Annotated in this window: 11 protein-coding genes and 1 tRNA gene; 2 read left to right on the plus strand and 10 right to left on the minus strand. The window is 67.8% G+C overall.

The genetic code is table 11. The features are described 5' to 3' along the window. Window positions 1-17: 17 nt before the first annotated feature. Window positions 18-179 carry a hypothetical protein gene (locus tag CR919_RS21200; RefSeq protein WP_164745118.1) on the minus strand — a complete coding sequence of 54 codons (162 nt, stop codon included), beginning with the start codon at window positions 177-179 and terminating at the stop codon, window positions 18-20. A 310-nt stretch (window positions 180-489) separates the two neighbouring features. Here CR919_RS21200 and CR919_RS09320 point away from each other — a divergent pair, with 310 nt between their 5' ends. Next, window positions 490-2,154 carry an AMP-binding protein gene (locus CR919_RS09320; protein ID WP_207761029.1) on the plus strand — a complete coding sequence of 555 codons (1,665 nt, stop codon included), beginning with the start codon at window positions 490-492 and terminating at the stop codon, window positions 2,152-2,154. A 54-nt stretch (window positions 2,155-2,208) separates the two neighbouring features. Here the strand turns inward: CR919_RS09320 and CR919_RS09325 are convergent, their stop codons facing one another. Together CR919_RS09325 and ubiA are read right to left on the minus strand one after the other, a co-directional pair. Then, complete coding sequence (locus CR919_RS09325) at window positions 2,209-3,633, minus strand: TIGR00366 family protein (protein WP_099819780.1); 1,425 nt, start codon at window positions 3,631-3,633, stop codon at window positions 2,209-2,211. 176 nt (window positions 3,634-3,809) lie between these two features. Beyond that, window positions 3,810-4,703 carry a 4-hydroxybenzoate octaprenyltransferase gene (ubiA, locus tag CR919_RS09330; RefSeq protein ID WP_099819781.1) on the minus strand — a complete coding sequence of 298 codons (894 nt, stop codon included), beginning with the start codon at window positions 4,701-4,703 and terminating at the stop codon, window positions 3,810-3,812. 149 nt (window positions 4,704-4,852) lie between these two features. On the opposite strand from ubiA, the gene CR919_RS09335 reads away from it, so the two are divergent. Continuing rightward, a tRNA-Arg gene (locus CR919_RS09335) sits at window positions 4,853-4,929 on the plus strand. 251 nt (window positions 4,930-5,180) lie between these two features. On the opposite strand, the gene CR919_RS09340 is transcribed toward CR919_RS09335, so the two are convergent. The 7 genes from CR919_RS09340 to CR919_RS09370 are packed head-to-tail and all read right to left on the minus strand — an operon-like array spanning window position 5,181 to window position 26,020. Then, a complete protein-coding gene (locus tag CR919_RS09340) occupies window positions 5,181-5,957 on the minus strand; it encodes a SapC family protein (RefSeq protein WP_243380035.1) in 777 nt (258 codons plus the stop codon). 55 nt (window positions 5,958-6,012) lie between these two features. Further along, window positions 6,013-7,740, minus strand: coding sequence for a putative porin (locus CR919_RS09345; RefSeq protein ID WP_099819782.1), 1,728 nt, complete (start codon window positions 7,738-7,740; stop codon window positions 6,013-6,015). A gap of 52 nt (window positions 7,741-7,792) precedes the next feature. Next, window positions 7,793-8,485: a TonB family protein gene (locus tag CR919_RS09350; RefSeq protein ID WP_243380038.1), complete on the minus strand. Its 693-nt coding sequence runs from the start codon at window positions 8,483-8,485 to the stop codon at window positions 7,793-7,795. A gap of 4 nt (window positions 8,486-8,489) precedes the next feature. Beyond that, complete coding sequence (locus tag CR919_RS09355; protein ID WP_099819783.1) at window positions 8,490-8,903, minus strand: biopolymer transporter ExbD; 414 nt, start codon at window positions 8,901-8,903, stop codon at window positions 8,490-8,492. A gap of 11 nt (window positions 8,904-8,914) precedes the next feature. Beyond that, window positions 8,915-10,720, minus strand: coding sequence for a MotA/TolQ/ExbB proton channel family protein (locus tag CR919_RS09360; protein WP_099819784.1), 1,806 nt, complete (start codon window positions 10,718-10,720; stop codon window positions 8,915-8,917). Between the two features lie 34 nt (window positions 10,721-10,754). Beyond that, a complete protein-coding gene (locus tag CR919_RS09365) occupies window positions 10,755-12,347 on the minus strand; it encodes a ShlB/FhaC/HecB family hemolysin secretion/activation protein (RefSeq protein WP_099819785.1) in 1,593 nt (530 codons plus the stop codon). 50 nt (window positions 12,348-12,397) lie between these two features. Next, a complete protein-coding gene (locus tag CR919_RS09370; protein WP_165787258.1) occupies window positions 12,398-26,020 on the minus strand; it encodes a filamentous haemagglutinin family protein in 13,623 nt (4,540 codons plus the stop codon). Window positions 26,021-26,230 lie beyond the last annotated feature (210 nt).

A 26,230-nucleotide genomic window follows, 5' to 3' on the forward strand; every position in this document is an offset into this window, starting at 1 on the left:
GATGGCGGCTGCCAGGATCACTCTTCCTCGTCCTGCCCGCCCTGCTGCTGGTTCTGGTTGCGCTTCTGCTGTTCCTGCTGCTGTTGCTGCTGCTGATCTCGGCCGCGCCCCTGCTGCTGATCCTGCTGGTTCTGCTGGCCCTGCTGCTTCTGGTTCGGGTTCTGGTTCTGCTGTGCCATGTCCGATCTCCAAATGCCACGCGCGGAATGCGGTGGACGTGGCCATCGTCGGCAGCGATTGGTTAACCATGCGTTGTCAGCGGGCTACACCCATGTGTACGCGCGTGAATTAACCCACGCCAGCCCTTGCGGCACAAGCGACTGAAGGATTCATGCAGGTTTGGCATGTGGTCATGCCGCAGCCGCGAACGCACGCATTCAGCGTTCTTGCCCGCCGCGGCGCGCGCAGCGGCGGCCTACGCCTATGGTCCCATTTGCAGCATGCCGGGCCGCCGCCTATCGTCGGAATGACATCACGCCGGAGATGCGCATGGCCCGCGACACCGCAGCACGCCCCACCTACGAACAGGCGCTGGCCGGCTTCAGCATCGAGCACGCGCAACGGCAGCTGCACGATGACCTGCAGGCCGGCATCAATGCCTGCGTGGAGTGCTGCGACCGCCACTGCGGCCGCAATGCGCTGGCGCTGCGCTGGGTGGATGCCCACGGCGCACTGCACCGGTACACCTTCGAGGATCTGCGCGAAGCCTCCGCACGTGTTGCCCAGGTGCTGACCGCGCAGGGCATTGGCAGGGGCGATGTGGTGGCCGGCCTGCTGCCGCGTACACCGGATCTGCTGGCGACCATCCTCGGCACCTGGCGGGTGGGCGCGATCTACCAGCCGCTGTTCACCGCGTTCGGCCCCAAGGCCATCGAGACACGATTGAACACCGGACGCACCGCACTGGTGGTGACCGACAGCGCAAACCGCAGCAAGCTGGACGAGGTCGAGGGCTGCCCGCCAGTCGCCACGATCCTGGCATCCGGGCAGGCGCTGCGTGCCGGCGACATCGACTGGAGCGCGCGCAGCGCCGATGCCACGCCCGACTTCGCGCCGGTGATGCTGCGCGGCGATGCGCTGATGGCACTGCTGTCCACCTCCGGCACCACCGGCAGTCCCAAGGGCGTGCCGGTGCCGTTGCGCGCATTGCTGGCCTTTGCCAGTTACATGCAGTTGGCCGTGGACCTGCGCGCAGACGATGTGTTCTGGAACATCGCCGATCCCGGCTGGGCCTATGGGCTGTACTACGCGGTGATCGGTCCACTGCTGCTGGGCCAGGCAACCACCTTCAGCGAAGCCGGTTTCAGCGTGCAGGGACTGAACGACATCGTTGCGCGGTTGGGTGTCACCAATCTTGCCGGTTCGCCCACCGCCTATCGCCAGATCATCGCCGCCGGCCCCGAAGCCAGTGCGTCCATCAAGGGCCAGCTGCGGGTGGTGAGCAGCGCCGGCGAACCGCTGAACCCGGAGATCGCCCGCTGGTTCGCCGCCCATCTGGACACCACGGTGCTCGACCACTACGGACAGACCGAGACCGGCATGGTGGTGAACAACCACCACGCGCTGGAGCATGCGGTGCGGCCAGGATCATCGGGCGTTGCGATGCCCGGTTACCGCGTGGCGGTACTGGACGATGCCGGCAACGAACTGCCGCCGCGCACGCCGGGCATCCTCGCCGTGGACCTGCGGCAGTCACCGATCATGTGGTTCACCGGCTACTACGGTGCCGACACACCGGCGCTGGGTGATCGCTACTACCTCACCGGCGATTCGGTGGAATGCGAGGACGACGGCTCGATCAGTTTCATCGGCCGCTCGGACGACCTGATCACCTCGTCGGGCTATCGCATTGGTCCATTCGATGTGGAGAGCGTGCTGATGGAGCACCCTGCGGTGGCGGAGACGGCGGTGATCGGCGTGCCGGATGCGGAACGCACCGAGATCGTCAAAGCATTCGTGATCCTGTGCGATGGCTTCATCGGCAGCGACACGCTGGCGCAGGAACTGCAGCAGCATGTGCGGCGCCGCTTGTCCGCCCATGCCTACCCGCGCCAGGTGGAGTTCGCGACCGAGTTGCCGAAAACGCCCAGTGGCAAGCTGCAGCGCTTCCTGCTGCGCAAGGCCGAGATCGAGAAGCAGGCGGCGGCTGGCTGAGGGTCTCCGGGGTCAGAGCCCGTCCTTCGGAAGGGATCTGACCCCGGGTTTGCGTTACGGCATCACCGGCGGCACATATGCCAGCGTCATCCCCAGCAGCCACAGCAGGCCCAGCACCAGCGGGATATGCACCAGCAGCTGGATGAAGGTGAAGCCGACGATGTCGCGGGCCTTGAGGCCGAGCACGCCCAGCAGCGGCAGCATCCAGAACGGATTGATCAGGTTCGGCAGCGCTTCGGCCGCGTTGTAGACCTGCACCGCCCAGCCGAGGTGCGCCTTCAGTTCGTTCGCGGCCTGCATCACGTACGGTGCTTCGATGATCCACTTGCCGCCACCGGACGGCACGAAGAAGCCCAGCACTGCCGAGTACACGCCCATCACCAGCGCGAACGTATCGGTGCTGGCGACGTGCACGAACAGGCTCGACAGCCGATGCGCCAAGGTCTGGCCATCACCACCGGCGGCGTGGGTGAGGATCATCGCGATGCCGCCGTACAGCGGGAACTGGATCAGTACACCGGTGGTGCTGGGTACCGCCTTGGCCACCGCGTTGAGGAAACTGCGCGGGCGCCAGTGCAGCAGCAGGCCCAGCGAGATGAACATGAAGTTGTAGGTGTTGAGGTTGGCGATGGCGCTGACCAACGGCTTGTTGGCGAACTCGTTGAACAGCCAGCCGAAGGCCAGCAACGAGAGCAGCACGGTCAGCAACGGGCTGTATTCCAGCCACTCACCGGGCCGCGTGCGGCGCTGCAGCGGCTCGGGTTCGGCCTGCGCGGCACCCGGAAAATCCTCGGCGGTGCGCGCACTGCCGGCGGCAGGTGCGGTCAGCCAGGCGATCAGCAGGGAAACCAGGATCAACACGGCGGTCAGCGCAATCGACTGCCACAGGAAGATGGTTTCGGTGAACGGCAACACGCCGGTGATCTCCACCAGCCCCGGCGGCATGCTGGCCGGATTGGCCTGCAGCTGTGCAGCCGACGAACTCAGACCCATCGCCCACACCGCGCCCAGGCCCAGATAGGCCGAAGCACCGGCAGCGCGGTAATCCATGCGCAGTTCGGTACGGCGGGCCAGCGCGCGCACCAGCAGGCCGCCGAACACCAGCGAGAAGCCCCAGCTGAGCAGCGAGGCCAGCATGCTGATCAGGCCCACGTACACCACGGCGCCGCGACCGGTGCGCGGTACGCGGGCAAGGAAGTCGATGAAGCGCGCGACCACCGGTGCGGTGGCCACCGCATAACCACCGATGACCACGAAGGCCATCTGCATGGTGAAGGGAATCAGGCTCCAGAAGCCGTCGCCGAAGGCGCTGGCGGTGGCCTGCGGGGTGGCGCCGAAGCCCATCGCCGCCACCGCGACGATGACCACGCCGAGCACCGCGAACACGTACGCATCGGGGAACCATTTTTCCGCCCAGGCGGCCGAGCGCAATGCTGCGCGCGCCATCCAGCCATCCTGTACTGCTGCCGTCGAAGCCATCACCTACCCTCCCAGGTTCGATGGCCCGATTCTGGGCGGTGGGGTGCGGGCTGTCTGCCACCTATTGGTCGTAGGTGGCGGGAAGCCCGGCGCTGTGCGCCGCCGCCCGAGCATGGGCTCGGGCGCTACAGGAGCACTGTCAGCTGTAGAGCCGAGCCCACGCTCGGCTGCGCGTCTCAGCGCAGCGCCAGATCCACGGCGATGCCGGCAAACAGCGCGGCACCTACCCAGTTGTTGTGCAGGAAGGCCTTGAAGCACGGCCCGCGCTCGCGGTTGCGGCAGATCCAGAACTCGTACACCACCAGCAGCGTCGCCACCGCAACGCCGGCAAGGTAGTACCCGCCCAGCCCACCGCGCACGCCGACCAGCGCCATCGTGGCCAGGAACAGTGCGTACAGCACGCCCTGGATGACCAGGTCCAGATCGCCGAACAGGATCGCAGTGGAGTGCGAACCCATCTTCAGGTCATCCTCGCGGTCAACCATGGCGTACCAGGTGTCGTAGGCGGTGGACCACAGGATGTTGCCGGCATACAGCAGCCAGCCCAGCATCGGCACTTCGCCCTGCACGGCGGCAAAGGCCATCGGGATGCCCCAGCCGAAGGACATGCCCAGGTAAACCTGCGGCAGATGGGTGTAGCGCTTCAGGTAGGGATAGCTGGCGGCCAGGAACACGCCGATGGAGCTCAGGGCGATGGTCAGGCCGTTCAGGGTCAACACCAGGCCGAAGGCCACCAGCATCAGCACCGCGAACAACGCCAGCGCAGCGCGGCCACTGATCGCACCGGTGGCCAGCGGACGGGCCTTGGTGCGCTCCACGTGCGGGTCGAGCCAGCGGTCGGCATAGTCGTTGATGACGCAACCGGCCGAGCGGGTCAGCCAGACGCCGGCGGTGAACACGAACAGGGTCCACAGCGGCGGCAGGCCGCCCGCAGCCAGCCACAACGCCCACCAGGTGGGCCACAGCAGCAGCAGCGTGCCGATCGGGCGATCGGCGCGCATCAGACTCCAGTAATGACGCCAGCGCGGCGTCGGCGCCGGATGCGGCGCGGAAAGGGGGGTATCAGCCATGGCACTAGGATACTCCTGTGCCTTCTGACCGACTTTGCCGGCGGGGGGAGATTTGTGCGGCGAAACTGGATAGAATGCCCATCCCGCACCGCCTCATTGCGTTGCGATGCCCGCCCCGGCCCTGGCCGACGGCGCGGCGGTTCCACCACGCGCTCGTAGCTCAGCCGGATAGAGTAGTGGCTTCCGAAGCCATTGGTCGGGGGTTCGAATCCCTCCGGGCGCGCCATCTTCCCTGTGATTCCCTGTGACGATTTTGACCTGGCCGTTGGTTGGCCGGGGACGCGTGACCGTGCATTCGTCCTGGAGGCAGTCGAGCAAAGCTCGACGCTGCCGACAGGACAGAAGGTCGGGAACCGGACAGGGTGCGGCCGTGCCAGGGCGAGGTCTTCCCACCTGCCTGGGGTGGCGGCAGGCCACGCGTTGCGCGCAGCCTTCGACATCCGTGTCGTGCGCCTGTCCAGTATCCCGGTGAAAGTGTCAGCCGCTGAGCAGGTCGTTGAAGCGCGCCAGCGAGGCCAGGTGGAACTGCACCGGCGCCAACCAGCCCTGGCGATGCCAGGCGATGACGGTCGCCTCGGGCAGCGCCGCGAAACGATCCGGGTCGACGACCCGGAAGCCGAGCAGGCTGGAGGTGCGACCGTCGGCACGCACCACATCTGCCTGACGCTCCACCAGCACACCCGAGGCCAGCAGCTGCGTGCTGAAGGCGGCGGTAGCAGCGGCTTCGCTGGTGAACGCCTCGCAGAACTGCAGCGCTTGGCGGGTCAATGCGCTGGGCTGGCCATCGGCCTCGAACAGCGGCTGGCCTTCGTCACCGTCGGTGCGCAGCATCGCTGCATCGGCATCGATGGCCAACGCATGGCCATCGGGCTGGGTGGTCCGTGCGAACACGAAGGGGTAGCGGCGCACGTAGGCCGGCACATAGGCCCCGGTCTGCCATTGGTCGGCCACCACGAAACGATTGTGCTCGGCTTCCAGGCCCAGCACTGCCATCGGCGCGGCGTCTTCGCCGACAAACACCAGCGGGTAGCAACGGGCTGCAGCGGCAAATTCGCCCAGCACCAATGGCACGGCATGGCTGGCCGCAGCGAAGGCGGCATCGCCAGGCAACAGGCGCCAGTGCGCATGCTCGCGTGAGGACAGCAGGACCGGCGCACGGTACAGCGGCGGGTGCATCGGGCCGTCGGCTTCCTGTGTGGGCAGCGTGTCCACGCCATCGCCCTCGGCTACGGGCAGTTGCAAGTCTTCGATCATTTCGGTCTGCATCCAGAATGCGGGAAAAAGACCGGCGCGAACGCCGGCCATCACGTCAGAAGCCGGCGTTCACTTCCAGCTGGAACACGTCGATGGACTGCGGCGCACCGGTGATTTCCTTGGCCGCCATCCAGCGTCCGGTCAGCGAAACGTTCTTGTCGAACATGTACGAACTGCCCAGGTAGTAGCCCTTGGCATTGGTGCCGCCAAGGTGGAAGTTGGAATCGTTGTACGCGTCGGGAAGGGCATCGGCCTCCAGCCGCTTGTAGCCCAGCCACAGGTTCCAGTCGCCGGCCTGCTTCAGCGCAAGGTGGCCGAACGTGGCCTGCGCCATGTAGGCCATGTCGCCGCTGTCGATGTCCTGCGGCCCGGCTACGCCGTTGGCGGCGGTGGCCAGGTTGGTGACGATGCCGCCCTGCGCACGACGCCACATGGCATTGCGGTCGTAGGCCAGGTTCTTGATGCCGTGGCCTTCCAGGCGCAACGCGTATCCGGCGAACAGCGGTGTTTCCCACGCCAGGTTGAGGTCCAGCAGCTCGAACTCCGAGGCCAGCCCCACGTACTGCGGCATCGGTGTGTTGGCCGGGTCCAGCGGATTCAGCGCGATGTTACGCAGCAGCATCAGCGTGTTGCCCTTCTGCATGAAGGCAGGACGTGACCAGTCGCTGCTGCAGAAATCGGCACCGGCATACAGCGCGCAGGGCTGCGAGTATTCGCCGGCGATGTTGCGGAAGTCGAAGTAGCCGACCGCCGCACGCAGCTTCTGCTCGTTGCCGAACTGCCAGTCCGCGCCCACCTGCAGACCATTGAGCCACTTGTTCTCGCTCTTCATCTTGCTCTGGCTGGTGCTGGGGAAACCATCGGAGGAATATTCCAGCGGGGTCAGGCCCAGCGTGGCGAACAGCGAGAGGCCTTCATCACCCAGTGCCTGGCGATACTTGAACGCCACGCCGTCGAAGTTGAGATCGTTGGAGAACAGGGTGTCGGTGGACCAGTACGGATTGCCGAAGCGGCCACCGATCACTTCCAGCCCCTGCACCGGCGCCCACGACAACCAGGCCTGGTCCAGCCAGAGATCCTTCTTGGCCAGACCGCCGCCCAGCGTCTGGGTGGACGACACCGGACCATTGTCGTTGCCGGTGGCCAAGCGCACGCCGGCGCGGGTGTGTTGGCCCAGATCGGCCACCACGCCCAGGCGTGCGCGGATACGCCAGGAATTGTTGCGGTCCTGGCGGTTGTTGCGCAGCGGCGGCAGGCCCAGATGGGTATTGCCATTGACGTCGTAGCCGTTGCCGGCATTGATGCGCGCCCAATCCACTTCGATGTCGCTGTTGCGTTCGGAGTACAGGCGGCTCTCGTTGCGCACGCGCACATCCCCCTGCACGCGCAGGCGCTGGGTCCACTCCGGCACCTGGTCAGGTGCAGCCCAGCCATTGGCCTTGGCCTCGGCCATCACGCTGGCCTTGAGCTCATCGCGGATTTCATCGCGCACGGTCTGCGGGATGTACGGCACGCGCACATCGCCTGCCTGCGCAGGGCTGGCTGCAGTGCTGGCGGCGGGAGCCGCAACCGCATCGCGCTGTGCTTCCAGCAGCAAGGCCTGGCCGGCTTCCGGCGTGAGTGCACCACTGTCCATCAGGCCACGGATCAGCTTGATCATGGTGCTTTCGCCACCGCCCTGCTGGGCGTGGACGCCGCCGCTGGCCAGCACCAGCACGATGCCGGTGGCCACGGCAGAGCGGCGCAGATGCCGCAGCACGGAATAGGAATTGGAACGGGTCATCGGCTTGCTCGCAGAAAAGGGAAATTCGATGGAAAGAGCGTCATGGCAGCGTTCACCCGCCGGGGCGACGGCCCTGTACCAGCACGCGCGCAGGAAAATCCAGCGATGCCGGTGGGCGCTCGTCAATGCGGCCGACCGCGCGTATCGCCTGCAGTACGCGGTCGTCGGCGTCGGCATTGCCGCTGCCACGCAGCAGTTCGACACGGCTCACCGCACCGTCGGCGTCCAGCCAGATGTTGACCGTCAGCTGGAACGCCAACCGGCGCACCTGCTCATCGCGCGCCACGGCCTGCTGCAGCACATAGCCCAGGTAGCGGCCGTAGCTGGCATTGCCGGCACCACCGCTGCCGGTGCCACTGCGGCCACCGCCGCTGCCGGACTGGATGCCGAAGCTGTCACCACCGGCCTGCGCATCGGCGTCCATGGTCACCGGGTCGGCGGTGTCCGGGGTGGGCGCCTCTTCGGTGGGCTTGGGTACTTCGTCCAGCGGTTCCGGCTCGGGCATCACCTCTTCCGGCTTGGCTTCCGGCTCGGGCTCAGGTTCCGGCGGCGGTGGCGGCGGCGGGGGTGGCAACATCACCATCGGCATCTCGGCCACTGGCCGCCGCGTACTGGCGGTGTTCTTGAACAGCAGCAGCCACACCAGCAGCGCCAACAGCGCGACAACGGCGGGCACCACCAGCAGGGGCCACCAGCGCCGCCATGCGGGAACCGCGTGGGTAGCGTGGGAGTGGAGTGGGGTCACGTGTTCACCCCTGCACTTTTCCGGTGACCAGGCCCACCTGGTTCAGGTCGATGCGACGCAGCAGATCCAGCACTTCGACCACGCGCGCGTACTGCACCTGTGCATCGCCGCGCACGATCACTGGGAAATCCGGGGTCAGCGCCTTCTCGGTGCGCAGCCGGTCTTCCAGTTCGGCCAGGCTCACCGGATAGGCATCCAGGAAAACCTGCCCGTTGTTGTCCACGGTGATGGCCTTGGTCTTGGGTTTTTCCAGGGCCATGCTGGAGCTGGCCTTGGGCAGGTTCACCTGGATGCCGGGAATGGAGGCGTTGCTGGTGAGGATGAAGATCACCAGCACCACCAGCAGCACGTCCACGAAAGGCGTGACATTGATGCCCTTCTCGCGCTTCTTGATGCCGAACCGCTTTGCCCTGGCCATGACGATGCCCCTCAGGCCAGGGCCGGACGCGCGACGGCGGCCGGTTCGCTGCGGTCGAACTCTTCGGCCAGGCGCGCGGTGAATTCATCGACGAACACCGACATGTCGGCGGCGATTGCTTCGGCGCGCGACGCCAGCCAGTTGTAGCCGAACAGCGCCGGGATGGCGACGCCCAGGCCCGCGGCGGTACACAGCAGTGCGGCGGCCATGCCCGGTGCGACCGAGTTGATGTCCACTGCGCCGGCCATCGCGGCCACCACGAACACCAGCATGATGCCGATCACGGTGCCGAACAGACCCACGTAGGGTGCACCTTCGATGGTGGTGGACAGCCAGTTCATGCGCTTTGACATGCGCTCGCTTTCGCGGGTCACTTCGGCATCCATCGACGCACGGATCGAGGTGATCGCTGCGGCGGTCAGGCCATGATGGTGCGAACCACGCCCATCCATTTCCTCCATGGCGATGCGGTACAGCTTCCACAGGGTGGAGTTGTCGCGCACCTGCGGTGCCAGCACACCGCTGCGCTCCACCTGCTGCAGGGCAGCTACCGGTGCGCCGGCCACCTTGCGGTACTGCTCGGAGAACGCCTGGTTGGCGCGGGCCACGGTACCGAAGTAGCGGCTCTTGGCGATCATGATCGCCCACGACATCAGCATCATCAGGCCGAGCACCACCACCACCACCCACGCATCCACCGGCATCGCCTTGAGGATGAAGCCGAAGTGGCTGACACCGGCCGACTGCTCATCCTCACCGAAGGTCAGCAGGCGCGATTCAGCGCCCTGCGCCGTTGCGTCGGCCAGCAGCAGCGCGGCCGGGCGTGCAACCTTGGACACGCGCACTTCGTCGATATCCCCCAGGAACGGCTGCGCCATGGCGATTGCAGTGGAATCGCCAGCGGCAGGCGCGCTGTCGGCACCGATCAGGGCCTCACCTGCGAACGCCGGCAGCGCCGCGTCGATCCGGCTTGCTTCATGACCGCCAACCCACAGTACGACCTTGCCTTCGCTGGCCGTGACTGCCACATGCGTCCACTGCCCTGCCACCAGCGCCGGTACCGCCTGGCTGCGCTGGTCGTTGACGCGCACGTAGGGCACACCGTTGTCCAGGCCGACGATCATCACGTTACCGCCTTCGCGGCGCGCGTAGAGGGCCTGATCCGGGCCGAGCTGGGCCGGCTTGACCCACGCCGAGAAGGTCATCGCACCGCCGGCGGCAATCGCCAGTGATGGCGAGCCAGGCAACTGCAGCGGCGTGCCGGACAAGCGCGCACCGCGGCCGATGATGGCGCCGTCGGCGGCAGTGAACACGCCGCTGGCCGGGTTGGCGTAGGCGGTGGTGTCGCGCGCTTCATTGCCGCTGTCGGCGAAGTGCAGCACCGCGCTGTAATCCGGATCGAACACGCGCTGGCCATTGCTGGTGGCGGGTGCATTGCCGTTGCCGTAGTACATCCACACGGTCTGCGGCGCGGTGCCGCTGAGGCTGGGTACGTCCACCCAGATCAGCGCCATGCCCAGGCCGGCATCGTACTGCTCGATCTGGTGGTTCAGCACTGTGTGGCCATCGGCGCCGACGAAGCGGATGTCCTTGCCGCCTTCAGCCACACCATCGAAGGCGAAGTTTCCCGTGTGCAGGCGCACCAGCACAGGGGTACGACCAAGATTGCCGCCAAGCGCGGCACCGCCGGGGCCTGCGTCCAGGGTGATCGATTTGCGGTACTTCCACTCGGCCTGCCACCACGGTGTATCGGCGCGGGCGGTGCCGAGCGCAGACAGGCTCAGGCAGAACAACAACAGGGCAAGAAGGCGTTGCATGGGAAAATCTCCAGGGAATTCGGAAAGGCCGGGCTCAGTAGCTGGCGCCGAGGCTGAGGTGCAGGCGGTTGGCGCCCTTGGTGGTGGTCGGCCCGTCGCTGAGCGTGTGGCCGTAATCCAGGCGCAGATTGAAGTGGTCGCTGATGCGCAGGCTGCTGCCGATGCCGATGGCCGACATCCAGTTGCTGTCGGTCTGCTCGGGCAGTGGCCGACGCAGGCCCAGCCAGGCGCCGTCCACGAAGCTGTAGAAGCGCCAGTCCTGCAGACCCCACAGGCTGAAGGGACGCGTGCGCCACTCCAGCGTGGCCAGTGCACCGTAGTCGCCGATGCCTTCAGCCGAGCGGTAGCCGCGCGTGGTGTACATGCCGCCGGCCGCGAACTGCTCGCCCGATACCAGCGGCTGGTCGGTCATCTGCGCCGACACACGGGCAAACCACTGCGCGCCGCTGTCGAGGGTGTAGGTATTGCTGATGTCCGCCTTGACCGCGAAGAAGCTGGGATCGGCATAGGCGCGCTTCCAGTCGAACTCATCACCGGAGCTGCCATAGCCAAGCAGGCTGCGGGTGCCGAACACCATCTGCAGGCTCACACTGAGCTGGTGTTTTTCGCCCTGGCGGAAGCCGCTGTAGGCGAAGGTGATCGGCGCGTATTTCAGCGGTGCGAAGTCCGACGCCTGGCCGACCATCGCCACCGATTCGTCCAGGTCCTTGAAGTCGATGCCGGCTGAAAGCTGGTGCCACCACGCGCCGGTCATCGGCAGGGTGTGATTGAGCTTCAGGCCCAGCGCGTGGCCCTTGCCGGTCACGTTGGTCTGGCCGCTGGAGACCACGTTGCTGTCGGAGCGGTAGCCGGAAAATTCCAGCATCCAGTCCGGCCCCGCCAGCGGCAGGCCATAGGACGCCGACAGCACGTTGGCCTGGTCCAGGTCCAGTGGGGCCGCAAAGAAGGTGAGCGATGCGCTGTGGTCGCGCTGCCACAGGTTGTCATTACCGATGCTGACGGTGCTGCGCAGCGGCTCGGTATCGACGCTGTGATCGTTGTTGACGCTGGCGTTGTAACGCCAGGGCGACGCATCGTCCACCTTGAGTTCGACATCCATGCGGCCGTCGGCACCGGGCTTGACCAGCGGAATGACCTGGCGCTTGCCGTTGCGGTTGAGTTCGGTCAGCTGTGCCTGTGCCTGCGCGAAGTCGGGCACCACCCCCGCCTGCAGGGCGGGAACGCGAGCGCGCAGCCGCTGCGGATCGTTGTGCTGCGCACCGACAACCTTGACCTCGCCGACGCGGGTCTCGCTGACCTGCAGGACTACCACGCCGCCGCTGACCTGCTGTTCGGGCAGCTCGACATACACCGACTGGTAGCCCTTGCCCTGGTAGGCGGTCTGCAGGGCCAGGCGCGCCGCCTCCACGTCCTGCAGCGTGCGATCGGGGCCGAGGTACGGCGTGACCGCGCGCTCTATCTCGCGCGCGTCCAGCACGCTGTTGCCGCGCACCAGGTATTCGTTGATGTTGACGCGCGCCGCAGGTGCGGCCGCAGCCGGCCCATCCTGCGCGGCCGCCAGCGGTACCACGCACATCAGGCACATCGGCAGGGGCACCCAGGCCCATGCCTTGGAAGTGAGGGACATCAGTTGCGTCTCGATACGGAAGAAGGAGGGCGTTGGCAGTGGCGGTATCGTCATTGCCGCTTCGCTGCCGGGGTCGCCATGCGTGCGCGCTGTTCGGCCGTCAGCTCGCCCATGCCGACCACCTGCACCACGCTGTCCGGGTCGTAGCGGCCGTCATCGCGGGCGGGGCTGACACTGCTGGTGGCGTCGCCGAAGCCGAGCACCTGCACGCTGATGGTCGAGGGCTGGCTCTGATTGCCCTGCCGCTTGACCATGTCCTGGGCGGCCTGCACGGCGTTGTTGGCCGCCGCGCTGGCCGAGGTGAGTGCGCTGACATTGACCGCAGCCACCATCGGGATGCCCACGGCCTTGCCCTGCACCTGGATGTTGTCGGCGTTGAGCACCTGCAGCGCGGCCAGGTTGACGTTGCCCGACACGCGGATGCCGGCCTCGCCCGCATCGATGGTGCCCAGCGGTGCGATCAGATCGATGTCGCCCGGCGGTATCTCGGCGATCGGATTGAGGGTGGCGATGCCAGCGCCGGTGTTGGGGGTATTGGGCGACAGCATGACGTTGCCGATGCTGTCGTAGACGCGCCGCTGCGGGGTGTACACCACGGTGGTCTTGCTGCCGCGGCCGGCATTGATGTCACCTTCAGCCGACCAGGCCAGGATGTTGCCGCCAAAGGTGGTGAAGATGCGGCTCTGACCCAGCAGCAGGCTGCCACGCGAATAGATGTTGATATCGCCTTCGCCCTGGGTGAGCACGCCCGAGCCGGCTCCTGGCAGGAAGCCGCCGTCCACGCCGACCAGGGTGCGCCCACCAGGTACCAGCAGGCTGATGTCGCCGCCGAAATCGGTGTGGATGCCGGCGTCGTTGACCACGTAGTACGCCGCATTGGACGCGCTGCGACCGGCGGCGATCCACTCCGCTTCGGTCAGGTAGGTGCGGCCCGGCAGCGGACGACGCGTGGCCGCCGTGCCACTGCCCGGTTCGTAGTACAGCGCGCTGCTGAACATGGTGAGATCGCCTTGGTAGGCGATGTCCGTACCGGCCGCGTTCCTGGCCGGCAACAGCGTGGCGATGGCTTGGCGGCCGCGCAGGTAGCTGCCTTCGCGCGGGCCATCCACCGCGGTGTACTCGCGGCCAGCCGCCTTCAGTTCGGCGTAGTACACATTGCGCAGGAAGGCGCTCTGCTGTTCGGCCGGCAGCGCGGCGAAGAATGCCTGCGCGTCCATGCTGGCCGCATCGAAGTGCAGTCCGCGACCGTTTGCGCCCGCATAACGCGTGGTGAGCCAGTTGACCAGGTGCAGCTGGCTTTCCTGCTTGAACTCGCGTGCCAGGTCGCGGTTGGGCGCGCTGCCGCCGCTGGTCGCAGCGGCAGTGCGGGCCTGGTCCAACGTTTGTTGCTGCTGGGCCAGGAACGCGGCAGCACCCGCCTCATCGCCGCCGTAGCCGAATTCGGCCTGCAGCCATTGCGCCAGCGTGACCACCCCGCCGTAGACGCGCGCCACCTTGCCGGCCTGATCGGCCAGCGACAGTGACGCGTCGGCCAGGTTGGCCGCGTCCAGGTATCGCGCAGCAAAGCCCGTCCAGTCCGCGCCATGCGCGCCCATGCCGGCCGAGGCGGCGATGCTGGCACCGCTGCTGCGATCGCCCGGGGCAACGTTGGCCACGGCTCCCAGGCTGCGCAGCTCGCCCTTGTCGGCCATGTACAGATCGCGCCCGGCGCTGACATCGAGCAGGCCGGGGCCGGCGATGTAGAAGGTGCTGAAGCGGATATCGCGGCCGGCCTGCACCACCGACACATCATCGGCACTGGTATGCACGATCAGGTTGCCGCGTGCGGTGGCATCGCCGATTGCGGTGGGCCGCGGTTCGGCCGAGAGATCGTTGCGGTTGGGGGTGCCCATCCAGCCGATCGAACCGTTGGTATTGCCGAACACAGGGCTCAGGTTGTCATAGGCGCCCAGCGGCGTACCCGAGTTGACGATGTCGCGACCAGCGCGGATCGCCACCGCGCCGCCACCGTCGTACCAGGTGGTGGTGGTCGTGGTGACGCTGCCGTTGACGAGCTCGTTGTAGCGCGTATCGACCACGCTGCCGCTGCGCAGGCCGACCAGGTCACCGTGCACGGCGTAGTAGCGCGACGGCTGCTGGCCCACGTGCACGTAGCCGGAGGCGGTGGGCGGGGTGAAGACGAACAGAGGGTACAACTGTGAACCGCCACTGGCATTGACGCCGTCCAGCAGCACGCTGGGCGCGAGCGCGCCGGGATTGACGTTGTGCAGGAACTGGCGGCCGTACCAGGTGGTCTGGCCCATGCCCACGAAACCGGGGTTCCACGGCGACGGCAGCGCGGTGGGATCGGCACCGGAGGTGTTGAAGCCGGTGCCGTTGGCGTAGATCGAACCGGTAGCCAGCAGCTCCAGCTGGCCGGTGCCGTGAGTGGCGAACTGCGGGCCCGTCGGCGACGGCGCAAGTACCACGCCGGCCACGAAGTTCTCGTTGTTGGTGCCCTGGCCGCTGGCCACGCGGGCACTGCCGTAGTAGATGCTGCCGGCGGCGGCGGCCGCGCGCAGCACCGAGGGGTACACGTGGTTGCCGTCGGTGGCCTGCGCATCGGTACGCGCGCTGCGGTCCTGCATGGCCAGCGACGGGGTGAGGTTGCCGCCGGCCGCCATCAGGTCCACCGCGGTGGATGGGGTCCACAGCGAGAACCAGCTCCAGCCGCCGTCCTGGTAGGCCGTGCCGCCCACGTTGAAGGGCGTGCCGTTGTTGTACTGGGCTACGCGGCCGGGGTCGGTGACGGTGCCCAGCACCAGGTCGCCACGCGCCTCCAGGCGGGCACCGGCATCGCCGAGCACCAGCACCGGGCCACCGGCTGCGGTAGCCGCCGTGGCCGTATACACGTCGTACGGACGCGATTCCTTGCTGTCCTGGCGGCTTCCATAGCGCAGTTCCACCCCACCGACCGCACCCGCTTCCAGGCGCAGCGCACCGCGCAGATTGGTGAAGCTGCCATTGAGCTCCAACCGCTGCCGGTCGTTGACGGTGATCAGGTTGGCTACCGGCGGCGCGTTGCTGCCGGTGAACGAGCGCAGTGACGGATCGGGGTTGAGGCCGCCACCGATGCGGATATCCAGATCGCCACCGCCGGTCTGCACCAGCGTGCCGTCGGCGGTGACGCGGCCGGTACTGGCCACGGCCAGATTGAGCCCGGCGCTGCGCGCGATGAACGCCGCGCCGTGGTCGCCACGTCCCTGCAGCATGCCGGCATTGCCGCGGGTATCGAGCAGCAGGTTGCCGCCGCCAAGCGTGCCGAAGCCGGTGAAGCCCACCAGCTGCGGCATGCCCACGAAGTTGTTGTAGTAGTTGTCGGCATCGGGCGCGGCCACGTAGGTGCCGAAGTTGATCCACCACGCGGTGGGCAGGCCCTCGGCACCGCGCTGCACGCTGCCAGTGCCCTGCCGCCACAACCAGTTGCCCACCGCTGCGCTGGTGCTCAGGCCCGGGGTGGCGATGCCGAGTGTTTCGCTGCGTTGCAGATTGTCGGAGCGCCCGATGCTGTCACCCAGCATGTTGCCGCCGGCGCGCAGCAGCAGGTTGCCGCCCGCTTCGGGGTACCAGGCCTGGTACAGGCTCTTGCTGCCGCCATCGACCAGCGATTCGAACACGCCGCCCTGGTCGCCCAGCACGCTGTTGCCGATCGGGTTGGTGCGGCTGGGCGTCATCACCGAGCGCGGCAGGTTGTACGGATCGTTGCCCGCGGCCGGCAGCGTCGCCGAAGGCGTACCGGCGGTGTACACGCCATACAGCGAGGTGGTGGCGATATCGCCGGCCGACACCAGGCGCAGGTCACCGGTACCGGTGCGCACCACGCTGGGCAACTGCTCACGGCCCGGCAGGGTCTTGTACTCGGTGTCCGGCGGAACCGCCGGCGAACCCACCGCCGCCAGGCCTTCGTAGCCGAGCTCGTTGAGGTTTTCCGGGCCGCTGTAGATCAGGCCAAAACCCATCAGTTCAGTGAGCTGGTCGTCGGTGAAGGCAGACCCGGAGGTCGGCACGAAACTGAGGATGTACTCACCGAAGAATGCGTTGATCATTTCCGCGAAGAGGTCGGAATCGCCCCAGACATACGTGGCCGGCGAACCGGTGCCGGGGATCTCGACCACCGCCCCGCCCTGGCCGTAGTGCGGATCGGACAGGCGCAGGCTGCCGGTGGCGGCCGGGGCCACGCTGAGGCGGTCGGCGGCCTGCAGATCAGCGCCGGCCACCAGGCTGATGTCCCACGACTGCGAGCCGGCGGCCAGCATCGGTGCCAGCGCCCAGATGCGGCCCTGGTTGCCGTCGGCATCGGTGGGCCGCAGGTTCACGGTGGTGGCACCACCGGGCAGCACCACCTCGGTGTCACTGGGGATGAGCGCACCCTTGGCCAGGCCCACGTCGGCCGCCAGCGTGACCAGATTGCCGAGCGGCGAGGCCGGCAGGGCCACGCCAGCCGGCCAGGTCATTGCGGCGATGCGGGCTTCCACCGGCAGGCGCAGGCCGGCCGACAGGCGCGCTCCCTGTGGCAGGATGACCGCATCGGCCAGCACGCTGCCCGCGGCGTACAGCAGCGCACCAGAGGCGTCGTGCACGGCCGCCCCCAGCACGGTGCCCTTGGCCAGCGGCAGCGGCAGCGCCAGGCTGGCCTCGGCCGGCAGCAGGGTGCCGGCCGCCATCGGCATCGCGGCAATCGGCAGGTCGTAGTTCAGCACCTTGCCGGAATTGAACACGGTGCCACTGGCCAGCGTCACCAGGCCGCCGTGCGGGACCACCACATCGCTGCCGAACAACTGGCGGCCAGCGGTGAGGTACCAGCCGCCATCATCGAAGGTACTGCCCAGGCGTCCGCCATCGAAGCCGTCGCTGATGCTGCCGAACACATCCAGGTCGCCCTGTGCGCGCAGCACCAGCGCACCGGCTTCACCGGAGCCGCGCACGCTGCTGCGCTGCGTGGTGGGATTGAGGCTGGCGTAGCGGTGCGCGGACAGGTCCAGGTCACCATCCACGTGCAGGTTGCCGTCAGGGTTGAGGGCAAGATTGGCGACCACTTCCACGCCGGGGCGCAGGTGGAACGCATCGCCATACGTGCGCAGGCCGGCCAAGCGGCCGTCGATCAGCGCACGGTTGCCCAGCGCGGCATCGATGAAGGCCGTGCTCTGCGCGTGCAGGCGATCCAGATAGGCCTGGTCGATGACCTGGTGACTTTCGCCGCTGGTGCTGGTTTCAGTGCCCACCGCCGCGCTGTTGTCGGTGATGAACGCATTGAGCTGGATGGCCTTGGCGCCGTCGATGCGGATCGCACCACTAGCGTCGATGGCCACATCGTTGCTTCCCACGCGCGGTGCATTCAATGCAACGGTGCCGTAGTCCCGGCTGCTGCCGTCCACGCGCAGATCCAGGTGGGCGCCGCCTGCGATGGCCAGCGTACCGCTGCCCGCGTCGATTTCGATGGTGGCGCGGTTGGGGGCTTCGATGGCCACGCCGTAGCTGTCGCGGCGCAGGGTGGTGGCGCTGGCGTCGAGCACCGCAGTGCTGCCCAGGCGAACCCCGTTGCGGGCAGAGAGGCGGATGCTGCCCACCTGCTCACCGCTGGCGTCGATGGTGCCGTTGACGCTGAGCTGGCCGTTGTCCAGCGCGATGTCGACCTCGCGTGCCACTACCTCGTCACCGATCGCCAGATCGCCCTGGCCGATCCGGAAGCGGCGACCGCCGGTGATGCCGTCGCGGCTGAGTCGCATGTTGAGCCCGCTGAAATCGGCGATGGTCTGGCCGTGCAGGTCGATGCGGCCGGCGCTGTAGGGCACCTCGGTACCGCCGGCATCGTAGTGGCCGCTGCTGCTGCCGAGCAGACGCCCCGCCAGGTCGATGGCGCCCTGTGCAGCGCTCACGCCCAACGTGCCGCCACGGTTGTTCTGTGCGGCCAGGTTGATCTGCGCGCCGGTGGCCTGCACCACATTGCCGCTGTCGCTATCGATGCGCACATCGCCGCCCCAGCTGTACTTGGCGGTGTCGAAGAAGTCGATGCGGCGACCGGCCAGGTCCAGCTGCGCGCCGTCGGCGAGGCGCACATCGCCCTGCGCAGACAGGCTCAACTTGCCGCTGGGCAGCAGCACGGCGGTATCCAGCAGCAGGTTGCCGCCGCGGCTGTCGAGCGCGATCTCAGCGCCCAGCGCCGCAGCCAGCGTGGCGTTGTCCGGCGTGGCCGCCGCGCCGCTGCCGGTCACCTGCAGGTTGCCGCCGGCGCTGATCGTGTTGACCGAGCCGGCCGCGCCGGTCAGCAGCGGGGTACTGATGAACAGGTCGCCGCCGGTGCGTGCATACGCCTTGTCGGCAACATTCCAGGCGCCCTGCGTCTCGAACACCGCCAGGCTGCCCTTCTGGTTGGCGCTGACCTGCCTGCTGGCATTGAGACGCACGCTGGCAAAACCCAGCGCGAGGCGGTCCTGCGCACGCACGGTGTCCGGCTGGGTGCGCGGGCCGTAGCCGAAGACGATGTCACGCGCGTCCACCACCAGTTGTCCATGGCCGGTACCGGGGCCCTCGGCCACGATGCTGCCCGGCGGGGTCAGCGCACCGCTCCAGATCAGCGTATCGGTACGGATGCGGGCGACATCGCCGGCATCGCCATGGCCGTAGATGGCCGGAGTGCCCAGCACCAGCTGCTGCAGTGCGGATGTACCGGTGATCGGGTTGTAGGTGGACAGCGAGACATCGCCGTAGAAATTGACCGACTCGCGCGCGGTCAGCGACAGCGCTTCCAGCGCCGGTGCGCCCACGCTGGTATCGCCCAGCAGAAGGCGGTCCAGCACGTCCTGGTTGAGGGTCATGCCGGCAGGCAGGGTGCCGCGCGCGGTGGCCTCGGCAATGGCCTGTGCGCTGCCGACGTTGATGCCGCCCACGGCCAGGGCCAGGTTGCGGGTGCCATAGCGCACCGCATCACCCAGTACGAAGCGGTTGTCCGTCGCGGTGGCAATGGTGCCTTCCGAATACAGGCGGGTCTGGCCGCTGCAGGCGGTATCAGCCGCGCAGGCGCCAATCTCGATGCTGCCCGCGCCGTTGCCCTGGGTGTCGGGTGCTTCGGGGGCCAGCAGATTGATCTGGCCATTGGACACCGCCAGCAGCGCATTGCGCCCCGGCGAATAGATGTAGCCCTGGGTTGCGTCGTACGCTGCGGCGCCCTGCCCCAGCGTGTTGATACCAGCGCCCTGTTCCAGGGTGATGCCACCGGCCTGGCGGCCGGTCATCAGGAACACCTCGGCGGCCTGCAGCTGGGCACCGGCGCGCATCACGATGCTGTTGCTGATCGAGCCACCGTCCACGGTGATCACGTTGGCCGACTGCAGCGAGCCGGTGCCGGGGTTGGCATAGGTGCTGCGCAGCTGGCCGCCGATCTCCAGGCGCGCCGCACCGACCCGGTTCAATTCACTGGCGTGCACCGACACGCCGTTGAAGCCTTCGGTGGCGTGCATGCCATCGGCAAGGATTTCGTAGTTGGACGAATTGTTGAGCCGCGCCACCGAGCCCGTGCCGCCGGTGGCCGCAGCGTCCAGCACGTTCGCGTGGAACTGCAGCGCCGGCAGATCCACCGCACCGGCCAGGCTGGGCTGGGTAACGTTGAAGGTGACTGCCTTGGCGTCACGTTCCAGTAGCGGGCGCGGTGCGCCTTCGCGCGCGGCCTGCTGCAGGGCGAAGGTGGCGTAGCTGGTTTCGTTGTACTGCGAGTAGCTGCGCAGTGTGTCGGCCGCGGTGACCACCATCTGGGTCGGCAGGACATCCAGGCTGCCGGTGTTGGCGATGCCCAGTCGTCCCGAGGTGCTCCAGGAACCGTTGCGCAGCGCCTGGGTGGTTCCAAATGCGGTACCGCTGCCGGCCAGGCCATTGAGTTCCACGCGGAAGGCGCCGGGCAGCAACGCGTAGGTGGACGGCAACAGCGTATAGGTGCCGGCCGGCAGCCCGGGCACGCCGGCGCCCACGGTGATCTGGCGGCCGATGGTCGGGTCACCGGCGCCGCGTTCGCCGCCCACAGGGGCCTGCCCGGCCTGCACGCCGGGCACGATGGCGTAGACCATGTTGGTGGACAGGCCTGGCAGGGTGAATCCGTTCGGCCCCATCTGCACCAACGGATGCAGGCGCGCATCGGTGGAGCCGCCGCGGCCGGACAGGAACGCCGCACCGGTCAGTTCGCCGCCACCGGACAGGTCCAGCACCGCGCCGTCCTGCGCGTTCACCGCGTGCGCCCTGAACTCCACCTTCGGTTCGCTGCCGACGCCGCGGTAGTCCACGGCCGCGCCGTTGTAGTTGTAGGACAACCCGTCCACGGTGCCGCCATAGGGCATCACCAGGCCGTTGGCACTGACCGAGGTGACGCTGCCCGGCAGCAGGTTGACCACGCTGGTATAGCCGCTGCCATCGGCGCGGCCCAGGGTGATGTTGCCCAGCGGCGCACGCAGAACACCGCCCTGGTTGAGGGTGGATGCAGCGAACGTCATGTTGCCGAACACGCTGTAGGGCTGCGCCGGCAAGGCGGTGCCGACGCGTTGGATGTCCAGTACGCGGTCGGGATCGAAGTCGGTAGTCAACGCACCCCACTGGTTCACCATGCTGCGCAGACCAACGGTGACGTTGCCGCTGCCGTAGATCTGCGCGGCGGCCAGCGTGGTGTCGCCGGGCGAGTACAGATCGGCACCGCGCAGGCGCAGGTCGCCCTGGCTTTCGATGCGCACGCTGCCGAACGCATCGCGGGTGACCACCAGCGGATTGACCGCGTTCTGCACGATCTCGCCATTGGCACCGAAGCCGACCATGCCCACCACGTCGACCAGGTTGCCGGCCAGGGTGATGGCGGCCGACTCGGCCAGCGGCGCCACACCCAGCGAACCCGCGGCAGGGCTGAGGTTGCGCGAGCCGGTAACCGGATTGGGCATCAGCGTGTTGTCTAGCTGGCCCCGCGCCGCGCCCGACAAACGCAGGTACGGCGCGTTGAGCTGCACCTGGCTGTCGCGTGCGGCAGTGCTGGACAGGCCCAGCGCGCTGGCGGTGAGGTACAACGCCTGGCGCATGTTCAGACTGACGTCGCCGTCGAAGTCGAGCAGGCCGTTGACGTACAGCGAGGCGGCATCGAAGCCACCGGCCCGGATCGCATCCACACCGTAGCGGGCGTGGCCGTAGGCCAGAGTCGGGTCGGCCTGGCCGGCCACCACGTCCGCGCCCAGCCCGCTGCCGCCGTAGGTCTGTTCAATCACCAGCTCGCGCGGGATGCGTACGCCGTCATCCACTTCGGCGCCCTTGCTGGTCCAGCGGTCCACCTGCGCATACACCGGGGTTTCCAGGTTCAGCGCCAGGGTGCCGCCGCGGGCGCCAGCGCCGCCGGCGGCCGCGCGCAGCTGCCCGTCCACGAACAGGCCGTTGCTGGCGCTCAGCGCGATCACGCCGCCGTTGCTGGCCACCGAGGTGGTGCCCACGCCCGGCAGGTCCAGCACCGCCTGCGCGCCGGAGGCCTCCAGGCGAGCGCCCTCGCGCACCACCACGAAGGCATCGATGGCCTGGATATCGCGCGATTCCAGGTCATGGCGTGCGCCAATCTCCAGCGTACCGCCGTCCAGCACCTGACCGTGGCGGCCACCGTTGGCAGCCACGCCGGTGTACGCCTCACCGGACACGTCCAGCACGGCCTGTTCGCCGATCCAGATCGAGCGCGCGTTGGGCATACCGTTGGGACGGTTGAGCAGGTTGCCCTCGCCCAGATCGCCACCAAGCACGCTGATGCGGCCACCGTGCGCCTGCAAGGTGCCGTCCAGGGTGATCTGGGCATTGCCGGTCAGGGTGATCGATTGGCTCGGGTCCACGGCAATGTGGCTGCCCTTGCCCAGGATCAGGTCGGCTGCGTTCTGCGCCGTGCCGGCGGTCAACGCCAGCCCCGCGCCCTTGCGCAGGGTGACCTTGCCGGTGGCCGGCTGCTCCTGCTGCAGGGGCGGCAGCCACAGCGACAGCGCACCCTCGGGGTCTTCACCGCTGGCCAATGCGCGCGCGGCCGCCATGTCCACCTGCAGCAGCGGCATCGCCACGTCCAGGCGCGCGCCATCGACAACGGTGATGCCATCGCGGCTGGCCACGTTGTAGTTGTTGAAGCCTGATTGGAACAGGTTGCCATCCAGCGCAAGGAACGACTGCACCGGCACCTCGCGCTGCCAGATGGTACCCACCGGAATCCGCGTGCCACCCGGCACGGTGATCGCGCCGGTGGCGATGCTGCCGGCGGTGTAACGCGAGGTCTGCGCTGGAATCGGCAGGCCATTGGGGAAGACGGCGGCCGGCAGCACGTAGCCGGCCGGCAGATCGGTGATGGTCCACAGCGTGCTGCCGGCCGGCAGCACCTGCCCGGCCGAGATCACCGCGCCGTTGTTGGCAAGCTGCACGGTGGCCGGCAACAGCCACGGCGCCTGGGTGGTGACCGGCTTGGAGCTGCTCACCTCCGGGCGTACGGTCACCGGCATCGGCTTGCCACCGGCCACATGGGTGACGGTGACCGAGAAGCTCAACGGAATCACATCGCCCGGCTGCAGCACGACATCGGCGGCCAGACGCACCGGCAGGGTGCTGGCCTGGCCAGCGGCCAGGTGTTCGACCGCGTCGGGCAGGTCGCCGCCGATGCTGATCAGCGTGCCGTTCTCGATGTTGAGCGCGCCGCCGCCTTTCACGCCATGCGCGCGCAGGCGGCCATCCAGCGAGAGCACGCCGCTGCCCATGTTCTGCCCGGCCGCCAGGGTGACGCTGCCGCCCTTGCCGCCGCGCACCTCGCCCTCGGCATCCACGGCCGCGCCGGAGGACACATCGATCAGGCTGTCCCTGCCCAACTGCACGTTGCCGGTGCTGCGCACGGACACGTTGCCGCCATCGACGTACGGCAGCCCGGCGATGGACGCCGGGTCCTGCCACTGGTTGGTCCACATGCCGCGCGCGTCCAGGGTGACGCCATCGCCGACGATGACCTGGTGCACAGCGTCAGTGCCGGGACGGATGCTGATCGGCAGGTCCAGCCACGCGGTGCTCGAAGCCGGGCGCTGCACCACCATGTCGCCCAGGGCGATGCTGCCGCCGCGCGCGCTCAAGTTGGCGTTGATGCCAACGTCGCTGGCATGCAGGGCGATGCTGCCGCCGTGGGCCACGTTCAGCGCCTGGTCCACGCGGATGCCGCTGTGTGCGTACACCTTGATACCGCCAAAGGCCTGGGCGTTGAGCCAGGCTGCGTCCAGCCCAAGGGTGCCGGCATTGCCACCAGCGGCACCGTTGTCGATCACGACCTGCTCCACCACCGGGGCCGGGCTGTAGCGCTGCTGGCCGGTGTCCTTGTTGTAATAGGGCAGGTAGCTGCCCACCACCAGCTGGCCCTGCCGGGCAACGGCGGTCTGCGCCTGCTGGTAGCCATCCAGCACAGCGTCGCGGGCGCGTTGCTGGCGGTCGCCCTGGAAGGTGGTGGTGTCCACCGTGCCCTCCAGCTGCGCATCGTGCGTGGCCACGATCAGGCGCCCCGCATCGCGACCCACGGTGTAGCCGTTCTCCAGCCTGCGTTGCGGCGCGATCAGCGGGTTGTAGTAGTAGTCGGTGCTGCCCCAGCGCGCGTGGGTACTTTCAAAGCCACGGTACAGGCCACTGTAGAGAAGATCGCCGGGGGCGGTGGAGGCGTTGTACAGCTGCCCGTCGGCGCCCTTGAGATGGGTCTGGTTGACATAGCCGGTCTGCACGTCCAGCGCACCACCGGACAGGTTGATGCTGGAGCCGCGCACGGTGGCGAGGTTGCCACCGCTGAACTGCACCGTGCCGCCCTGCGCCGACCACTCGCCGATGCCATGCCCGGTGACCCCCAGATAGCCGCCCACTTCAAGCAGGCCACCAGCGGTGTACCAGCGGTCGGTCTCGTAGCCATTGGTGCCGGCTGGCACCAGCACCAGGTCGCGGCGGTCCAGCCAGATGTTCTTGCTGTTGAGGTTCTTTTCATCGCGGTTGAGCGGCGCGTCGCGCTGCTCGTTGCCTTGCACGTTGATCTGGACGTTGTTGGCTTCCATGGCGATCTTGACGCCCACGTAGCCGGCCACGTCGATACGCGCGCCCGCGCCCACCGTGCTGCTGCCCGCCGCATCGACGAACACCTGACCGCCGGTGGCCAGGGTCAGACTGCCGGCGTCGAAGTCGACCTTGCCACCGCTTCTGATCTGCACCAGCGACTGGTCGCGCCGATGGGCGATGCCATCGCCGATCTTGTCCGAGTCGCGTACCAGCGTTTCGCGCTGCACATCCAGTGCAGTGGTGGCGCTGTCATCGAGGATGATCGCCGTGGTGCTGCCCTCGCCCAGGGTCACCTGGCCGGTGGCATCGCTGGCCGCGGTCTGCAGATGCACGGTGCCACGCGTGTGCACCGAGGTGGTTGCCAACAACGTGCCCTGCTGGCGCACGTCGTGGCCGGCCAGGGTGATATCGCCGGTGCTGGCCTGCACCAGGCCAGTGTTGGTGACCACGCCAGCAGCCGCATCGGCCACCTTGCCGGCGGCGAGCGGCGCGCGCAGCACGGTCACTTCGTTGCCACGCGTGGTCGAGGCCTGGTTCTGGTCGGTGCCCATGCCCTTGCGGATCACGAACGCATCGCCCGCGGCCAGCGTCGTCTGCCCGTTGGCAGTGGTGATCTGGCCATGGTTGCTGACCTGGCGCCCAAGCAGCAGCACGTAGCCACCGCCTTCGGTCACCGTAGACGGGTTGTGCGTGGTGATCTGCGCACCGCGCTCGACCACCACGTCGCCGGTTGCCGCAGCATGCGCGAAGCTGTTGGCGGTGGTGGTCAGGTCATTGCCGAACGTAGGCACGAAGCCGCTGCCCTGCGCGTCGCTGTACAGACCTTTGCGGAACTGCGCGTCACTGATGTTGACCGCCGACGCAGCCAGGTTCTTGACGTTGACCTGGCTGCTGCCGTCGAACACCACACCGTTGCGGTTGACCAGCATCACCGTGCCCTGGCCCTGGATGCGGCCGAGGATCTGCGACGGGCGTGCGGATGGATCGTTGATGCGGTTGAGCAGCGACCAGCCGGCCTGCTGGTCGAAATCGACCACGGTGTTGCGGCCGACGTTGAAGGTTTCCCAGTTGAGGATGGCCTTGTCAGCGGTCTGCGCGATGCTGACCGTGGTGGTGCCGTCCTTGCTGCTCTGCACCGGCCCACTGGCGTTGAACCAGCCCTTGGTCAGCGCATCGTCATCGATCTTCAGGCCACCGTCGCCAAGGCCATCGCGCACCACGCTGCCGCGTAGCCGTGCCGCATCGCGCGCGCTCTGCTGCAGGCGCTGCTGCATGGCGATCGCCTGCGCGGCGGTGCCGAGATTGTCCAGCGACGTCTGCAGCGTCTCGCGCGCCTTCTGTGCCTGCGCGTCGGTGCGCACCAGATTGGACGGCATGCCGTTGGGCAGGCGCCCGCTCTGCGCCGCGTTCTGTTGCTGCACACCCTTGTTGGCAAACCAGGCCGGGCTGAACGCCTGCTGCGCGGCAGCGCCGCCCACCATGCCACCGGCCATCAACAACAGGGTGATGGCCTGCGCCAGCGGCTGTACCTGCAACGACGTTGCCATCGCACGCACACCCGAGTCGTTCTGCTGCTTCACCATCACCGTCACCCGTCGCAAGATCGTTCGCTGATAAGGGCAAGCGCCTGTTGCCGCCGTGCAGCACTGCTGCGTCCCTGCCATCGGGACGCAGCGTGACCGCGACGTGCGTTGCGCTTGTTACGGTGGATAAGACCGGGCTGGATGGCAGCGACTGAACCGCTGCAACAAAAATTTCATCTGCAGATGACGTGCCGTCGATAAACGCTGCGG

Source organism: Stenotrophomonas sp. LMG 10879, from assembly GCF_002750935.1.
GTDB lineage: Bacteria > Pseudomonadota > Gammaproteobacteria > Xanthomonadales > Xanthomonadaceae > Stenotrophomonas > Stenotrophomonas lactitubi_B.